This window comes from uncultured Arcticibacterium sp. (assembly GCF_964021845.1).
GTDB lineage: Bacteria > Bacteroidota > Bacteroidia > Cytophagales > Spirosomataceae > Arcticibacterium.
Genome location: NZ_CAXHZC010000009.1, coordinates 148,038 through 155,704 on the forward strand (window position 1 = coordinate 148,038; position 7,667 = coordinate 155,704).

At 38.4% G+C, this 7,667-nt stretch carries 9 protein-coding genes; all 9 read left to right on the forward strand.

The window, feature by feature from the left end; genetic code table 11:
• Window positions 1-89: 89 nt before the first annotated feature.
• Window positions 90-1,127, forward strand: a complete 1,038-nt coding sequence (locus AADJ06_RS20610; protein ID WP_341228389.1) for a VOC family protein — start codon at window positions 90-92, stop codon at window positions 1,125-1,127.
• A gap of 181 nt (window positions 1,128-1,308) precedes the next feature.
• On the forward strand, window positions 1,309-1,635 hold the full coding sequence (locus AADJ06_RS20615) for a nucleotide pyrophosphohydrolase (RefSeq protein ID WP_111374082.1): 327 nt from the start codon (window positions 1,309-1,311) through the stop codon (window positions 1,633-1,635).
• A complete protein-coding gene (locus tag AADJ06_RS20620) occupies window positions 1,632-2,591 on the forward strand; it encodes a hypothetical protein (protein ID WP_341228390.1) in 960 nt (319 codons plus the stop codon). The genes AADJ06_RS20615 and AADJ06_RS20620 overlap by 4 nt, the downstream gene beginning before the upstream one ends.
• A gap of 3 nt (window positions 2,592-2,594) precedes the next feature.
• Window positions 2,595-3,104, forward strand: coding sequence for a DUF2480 family protein (locus AADJ06_RS20625; RefSeq protein WP_341228391.1), 510 nt, complete (start codon window positions 2,595-2,597; stop codon window positions 3,102-3,104).
• Between the two features lie 62 nt (window positions 3,105-3,166).
• Window positions 3,167-3,562: a hypothetical protein gene (locus tag AADJ06_RS20630; protein WP_341228392.1), complete on the forward strand. Its 396-nt coding sequence runs from the start codon at window positions 3,167-3,169 to the stop codon at window positions 3,560-3,562.
• Between the two features lie 97 nt (window positions 3,563-3,659).
• Entirely contained in the window at window positions 3,660-4,451 is a 792-nt protein-coding gene (locus tag AADJ06_RS20635; protein WP_341228393.1) for an MbnP family protein, read from the forward strand.
• A gap of 3 nt (window positions 4,452-4,454) precedes the next feature.
• A complete protein-coding gene (locus tag AADJ06_RS20640; protein ID WP_341228394.1) occupies window positions 4,455-5,504 on the forward strand; it encodes a cytochrome c peroxidase in 1,050 nt (349 codons plus the stop codon).
• Window positions 5,501-6,412 (forward strand): hypothetical protein, encoded by a 912-nt coding sequence (locus tag AADJ06_RS20645; protein ID WP_341228395.1) that lies wholly within the window; start codon window positions 5,501-5,503, stop codon window positions 6,410-6,412. Before AADJ06_RS20640 ends, AADJ06_RS20645 begins: the two co-directional genes overlap by 4 nt.
• Before the next feature lie 33 nt (window positions 6,413-6,445).
• Complete coding sequence (locus AADJ06_RS20650) at window positions 6,446-6,961, forward strand: dihydrofolate reductase (protein WP_341228396.1); 516 nt, start codon at window positions 6,446-6,448, stop codon at window positions 6,959-6,961.
• Window positions 6,962-7,667 lie beyond the last annotated feature (706 nt).

Consider the following 7,667-nt stretch of genomic DNA (forward strand, 5'->3'; position numbering starts at 1 on the left):
ATGAAATAGAATGATAATAATTGATAGGCTTCATTTTAATAAGAATAGTGATTTAATTGCCATTTGAATTTAAAAATTGAAATATATAGATGGCGAATTTATTGACAGGTATTCAGCAAATAGGGATTGGAGTACCAGATGCTGGAGCAGCTTTTTCATGGTATAATAAGCATTTAGGCTTAAATGTGCCTGTTTTTGACGATGTGGCCAGAGCTGAGTTAATGACTCCACATACCAATGGAATAGTTAGAGAAAGACGAGCTATTTTAGCAGTTAATATAGCAGGTGGTGGCGGTGCAGAAATTTGGGAATCAAAAGACCCATTGCCAATAGCTCCACCAGAGCAGCCGGCCATTGGCGATTTGGGTATTTATGCGGCTAAAATCAAGTCATCTGATGTTTCTAAATTAGCTACAGACTTGGGTTTAAAAACCGCTGAATCTCCTGCAGGCGAAGCCATTGCTTGGATAAAAGACCCTTATGGAAATCAGCTTCAGATTGTATCTGACGACTCTTGGTTCAAGAAAAAATCTAACAACACTGGTGGTGTTTTAGGTGCTATCATAGGAGTTAGTGACATGGAAAAATCTCTAGCACTATACAAAGACACCTTGGGAATAGCGGAAGTAGTTTATGATAAAACAGGTGTATTCTCTGATTTAAAAGACCTGAAAGGTGGCGATAGAAAAGTTAGGAGAGTGCTACTGAAAAAATCAGAAACTGCTGATGGAGCTTTTTATAAGCTTTTTGGAAATATCGAAATAGAATTAATTCAGGCTGTGGATGGTGGAGTAAATACCATAATGAAAGACAGAAGCTGGGGAGATTTAGGTTTCATTCACCTTTGTTTTGACTGTTTAGACATGGATGCCTTTAAAAAGAAAGCAGCAGATAGCGGTTTTCCTTTTACGGTAGATAGTGGTGGATATTTTGGTATGAGTGACGCAGGTGGAAGGTTTTCTTATATCGCCGACCCAGACGGAACACTTTTGGAATTTGTAGAAACCCATAAAGTACCTGTTTTTAAGAAATTAAATATCTCAATTGACCTTAAAAAAAGAGGCATGAGGAAGCCATTGCCAAATTGGATGATTGGAACCTTAGGCTGGGGTAAGGTAGAGGCTTAAATGTAAGAGTCCTGCTCGCCGATAGGCGAGGAGCGAAGTCCCTGCCTGTCGGCAGACCGGGAGAACAGTCTTACCTCTTGAGGGATAGTAGATGCTAGAAAGTATATAGCACACGGATTCCACGGATTAGGCACGGATTTACAGGAAAAAAAAGTCTTTTGTCTTAAATCTTAATGAAGAAATGACCATAAAAGAGTCGCAAGAAATAGTAGACGAATGGATTAACACCATAGGAGTGCGTTATTTTAATGAACTTACTAATACCGCTATTCTTACAGAAGAGGTAGGGGAGTTAGCAAGTATTATGGCACGCCGTTATGGAGAGCAGTCTGAAAAGGAATCTGATAAAGATAAAGACTTGGCAGACGAGATGGCGGATGTTCTTTTTGTGTTGATTTGCCTTGCAAACCAAACGGGAATAGACCTGACAGATGCTCTAAAGAAGAATTTGGAGAAAAAGACCAAACGTGATTTAAACCGCCATAAGGAGAATAAGAAATTACAATGAAATCAATTTTAGGAGCATCTTATGAAGTAGTAAAAAAGAATTGGTCGGTACATCTTTTTATGTATTTGGTCGGCCTTTTGATTACAGCTTTTCCTTTATTCTTATTCTATCAGATATTAGAAAAGGAAGCAGCTCATAGCATGATATTAAATGAGCTAGTGCCTGACTTTAGTTTTATGCTTTTTAGTGATTTTATACATGCTTCTGGTAAGGCGTTTAAACCAGTTTTAAAGTATGGTTTTTTGATGGGTCTTGTGGGTTCTATTGTTTATACCTTCTTTTCTGGAGGAGTTATTGACCAACTGGCTACTGCTAAGGAAAAGTTTTCTGTCGGCCGTTTTTTTAAGAAATCAGCCTCTCTGTTTCCTAAGTATTTTATGCTTTTAATTCTAATAGGGATTTTACTTTTTGTGTTCTTCCTAGTTAGTGGTTTTGTCTATTTTATATTTGCGTCTATTGCCAACGGAAGTACAGAAAGAGGTTATGTACTTTGGTTAACTCCACCAAGTTTGTTCCTGATAGTTTTAATGACTTACGGCCTTTGTATAAGTTTTTACGCCAAGGTTTTTATGTACAAAGAACCTCGCTTAGGTATTGTAAAGGCTTTTTGGGAGGCTTTCTATTATGTTTTTAGACAGAAACAACCGCTTCTATATTTTTGGGCTACTATAGCCATCGGCTTAGCCATTCTTTTCGTTTATCTGCTTTTAGATAAATACATTGGCATGACCTCTACACTTACCATAGTGCTAATGGCGGTTTTTCAGCAACTTTTTGTACTCAGTAAGTTTGTCTTGAAGCACTGGAATTATGCTTTGGCTTTGAAGTATTTTGAAAGAGTTTCTATTAATCTGGCTCCTCCTGTAATCATAGAAGAAGTTTTTGATAACGAAATTATTGAAACAGCCGAAGAATCCGACGAAACAAAACTTTCTGACCCAGAAGAAGGTTCTTAATACATGGCAGAAGAAATCATCAATAGGGTAGCCGCCAGTGGCTTGGTTAGTTTAGACTTGGAAGAATACTATCATCCTGGTGAGCGTGTGGTGTATGATTTGAAAGACAATCTTTTCATGAACATGATTTTGAAAGAGAAGGATTTTAGAACTTTCCTGAAAGAGCATGATTGGAGTGCGTACGAAGGCAAGAATGTAGCCATTACTTGTTCTGAAGATGTCATAATTCCTACTTGGGCGTATATGCTTTTGACTTTAAAATTAGAGCCAGTAGCCAACTGCGTGGTAAAGGGTTCATTGAAAGAGTTAGAAGTGAAACTTTATCAGGAGGCTTTACTTAAATTAGATTTTAAACAGTACCGTGACGCCAGAGTAGTGGTAAAGGGCTGTAGTAAAGTAGAGGTGCCAGCGGAGGTTTATGTAGAGGTTTCTAGAAAACTTCAGCCGGTAGTAAAGAGCTTAATGTTTGGGGAACCATGCAGCACAGTGCCTCTTTATAAAAAGCCAAGATAAAGTGAGAGATATCAGTTTTTTTAAAAGTTTACGTTTTATCTTTGCAGCGTAATTCTTAATCAATGCAAAATTTAAGAAAAATAGGGGCACTTAGCTTATTGACTTTACTTCTGGTAAAGGCAATGGTAGTACCTGCTATCTTCTTTAATTATGAGCTTCGCAAAGACTTTATCATTGAGAACTTTTGTGTCAATAAAGAGCGACCAGAGCTTAACTGTGATGGGCAGTGTTATTTAGCGAAACAAATAAAAGCGACACAAGAGCATGACGAAAACGAGGCTACGGCAACTTTCGTTGATAAACTTTTGGGTTTTGAATGCCTTTCTGACCATTCAGATTGGCAGTTTTCTGATTCCATAGTTTTCTCAGAATTACAAAAGCCTATTGCCAGGCATCAGCAGCTAAACGGAAGCGAACTAGCTTTCTCTGTTTTCCATCCTCCGCAGGTTATTTCTTAATTATTTCGCGTTTTTATTGACCGTATGGCACTTCATGCATTGAAATGCTACATACGTCTGTTCAACTATTTACTAAATTTTAAGAATAACATTTGAAATGAAAATTTCTAACAAACTATATATTGGCCTTTTAGGCTTATCAATTTTTGCTACCTCATGTGATGATGATGCCATGGGAGATGACCCAAACGCTACCAACACAGTTCAAATAGAATTTGATAACAGATTTGGTGCTACGGACATTGAATTAGGAACTACTAAGGCTACAAATGCCAGTGGCGAAGAGTACACCCTAAGTACTTTAAATTATTTTATATCTAACGTTAGTCTGATGTCTGATATGGGAGAGATGGTTTCTTTTCCAGACCAGTATTTCTTGGTGAAAGAATCTGATGCTGGCTCTCAATTCATTGATTTACCAGAAGTACCTAGCGGAACTTATAGTCATTTGACTTTTACGGTAGGTGTAGATAGTCTTAAAAGTATTTCAGACGTAGCTGCCCGTACAGGTGTTTTGGATGTGGCCTCTTATGGTGATGATAACATGTACTGGAGCTGGAATATGGGCTATATCTTCTTTAAAATGGAAGGAACAGCTCCGGGTATTGATAATAGAGGAACTGAAAACTTTGCCATACACATTGGTGGTTTTGGTGGAAAGGATGCGGTAACGCCTAACAACCTTAAACAAATAGACCTTCACCTTCATGACGTAAGTGTAAGTGAGTCAAGCTCACCGCAGTTACATGTGATTTTTGATGTTACCAAAGTGATGGATGGTGCTAATACTATTTCATTGATGGAAACTCCAGCTATTCATAACCCAATGGTGGGTACTAGCGTGTCTGCTAATTATGTGTCTGGATTTGCTTTAGACCACGTACACTAAAATATGAAAAAGCTAATCTATTTAGCTGTTTTAAGTACACTGTTGGTGGCTTGTGATGAGCCATCAACAGTACTTAACCCTGTGGAAGAAACTGGAGAAAAATTGTTTTATCAGCCAGAGAATTTTCCGCAACCTTCTTATGACTTTTCAAAGAACCCAGTAACTGATGAGGGCTTTGAGCTAGGCCGAAAGCTGTTTTATGATGGGAAGCTCTCTAGAGACGGTACCATTAGCTGTGCCGAATGCCATAGTCAGCCTTATGCCTTTACGCATCACGGCCACTCCATCAGTCATGGCATAGATGATAAGATTGGTACCAGAAACGCTCCTGCTATTCAGAATACCGCCTTTATGGATTTGTTCTTTTGGGATGGGGGAGTTTTTGATTTAGACTTTTTCTCTGTGGCACCTATTGTTAATCCTGTAGAAATGGATGAGGAATTAGGTAATGTGCTTGAAAAACTGAGGGCTACAGAAGACTATCCAGAAATGTTTAAGGCAGCCTATGGCTCAGAAGAAATAACTACAGAGGGTTTTCTTAAAGCTTTAAGCCAATTTATGAATAGCCTAGTTTCTGCCAATTCCAAGTATGATAAGTATGTCAGAAACGAGGCAGGAGGTGAATTTACAGACCAGGAAATTTCAGGACTTTCCATTTTTAAAACCAAGTGTGCTTCATGCCATGGGACTGACCTTTTCACAGACGGTAGCTTCAGAAATAACGGCTTACAGATTTATGTTAGAGACCCAGATTTTGGCAGAGCCATTATTACAGAAAATGCGGCGGATAATTATAAGTTTAAAGTACCGAGTTTGAGAAATGTGGGTTACACCGCCCCCTATATGCATGACGGGCAGTTTCTTACGCTAAAACAGGTAATAGAGCATTATGCCAGCGGAGTGAACGATTCAGAAACACTGGACCCAGAATTAAAGAAAAATGGAGTTTTAGGTATTCCATTAACAGAAACAGAGAAGTCGGATTTAATAGCCTTCTTGGCCACATTAAACGACCCTACTTTTATCTCAAATACAGCATTTGCAGCACCATGAGAAAATTACTTTTACTTTTTATACTTCTAGCTTCTAGTGGAGTAAGTATGGCCTGCGATATATGCGGCTGTGCCAATGGAGGCTCTTTTATGGGCATAATGCCCAATATGAATCAACAACTGGTAGGTTTGAGATATTTCTCAAAAAGCTATCAATCACACATTAGTAGCAAATTTTTAGGAAGCGAAGAAAGCTTCAAAACGGCAGAGTTAAGATTAAGAGCCTATCCCGTAAAAAATATACAACTTTTGGTTTTTTTGCCATACCAATTTAACGAACAAGTCTTAAGCTATGATGGCGTTTCTAAAAGAGACGAGGGCTTTGGAGATGCCCGTGTCTTACTTCATTATAATGTGGTAAATACATCCATGGACTCGCTTTGGACGGGTGACTTTAATCATCAATTACTTTTAGGAGGTGGCGTAAAAGCTCCTTTAGGGAAGTTTGAATTTGACGCTTATGACGCTACCCAAGTGGCCAATGCCAACTTTCAATTAGGTACCGGTAGCTGGGATTTTCCTTTGCAGGCTATTTATACCTTGCAGCATAAAAAAATGGGCTTTAATATGAATGCCACTTATCAGCTGAATGGTACTAATAAAGAAGGTTACCGATTTGCCAATAGGAGCGTAGTAGCGGGTACATTTTTCAGAACCATGTACACGGCTAACTGGACCATTCTTCCTTTACTTGGTGTTTATTATGAGCAATCTGGCATGAATCAAGAGCATGGTATCAAAAACGAATTGACAGGTGGCTGGCTTGCCGCCGCAAATGTGGGTGTAGAGATATATACGCCACGGTTTAATTTTAGTATCAATGGGCAGCTGCCAGTGGCTCAAAACCTTTCTGATGGAGAATTAGAGTTCAAATCAATGTTTTCTATTGGTATTTTGAGAGCATTTTAAAAACCTCGGGAGCAATTTTACTAAATTGGCACCGTGGAAAATCAAGAAAGAAATATCTCCTTAATCATTGCCGTGGCAGAAAACAATGTCATCGGGAAAGATAATACGCTTATTTGGCGATTGTCGGAAGACCTAAAGAACTTCAAAAGGCTTACTTCTGGGCATAGTATTATTATGGGTCGTAAGACCTATGATTCTATTGGGCGGCCATTACCAAAGCGGCATAATATTATAGTTACCAGAAATAAGGAACTAGAAATAGAAGGCTGCCATGTGGTTCATTCTTTGGAGGAAGCATACACGTTGGCAATGAGTTTAGACGGGAATGAAGAGCTTTTTGTAATAGGCGGAGCCAATATTTACACCCAAGCACTGGCAGATGCCAACAGAATTCACCTAACCACGGTACACGCCGAACCAGAAGGTGACGCTTTCTTTGAGCTCAATTTATTAAAAGGCTGGGAGACCGTAGATTCCCGTTTTTATGGAAAAGATGAAAAGAACGAATATGACTTTGTGATATCGCTGCTTTTGAGGGCGGAGGGGTGAGTTTTGGATTTTGACTGATTACCTAATTATAATGCCAACAGAACACAATTTCACACTTGAAAAGGCAATGTTCCCTATTAAACAGTCCAGAGGGTATTATTTGATTCTGCTAGTCATCTTTGGCATGGGTGTTTTTTTTTATGTTTGAGGAAAGGGGGTGTCCACTTTATGTGTATTTCGTTCCAGTGTGTTTTTATTCTATTTTCGTGCCTTTTCATATTGCTTTACAGATTCAATATTATGTTAACGATAAACATAAGAGTTTTGCAATAGATTACGGAAAGAGGTGCGTTGTTTTAAGAAAGAAAAATCAGTTAAGTAAGATAGCTTTCGATGATATTAAATGTGTCGAGTATTTCAAAGGAAGCAAGTATCCCATGGTATGGGGACGGGATGTGATACCGTGAAATTTTTACCATTGGACTAGAATAAGTACAAATAACGGAGAGGCTTATTCTTTTTCAGATTTTGTCATTGGCGACATTAAGATATATGGTATAGAAAGGAAAACCAAAGTAGTATCGTTTAATAACTTTATGAAATAAAGAAATGAAGTCAAAATAAAATAAGCTATAGTATTCTATAAAACCGCTTATGCGAGGAAACAATAGAGCCACAAGGAGTCCTTATGGCTCTAATATATTCTAATTTAAATTTCTCAATCTCAAATTCTGAGCGGCCTGCACCATATTTTTCAGCGATGCTT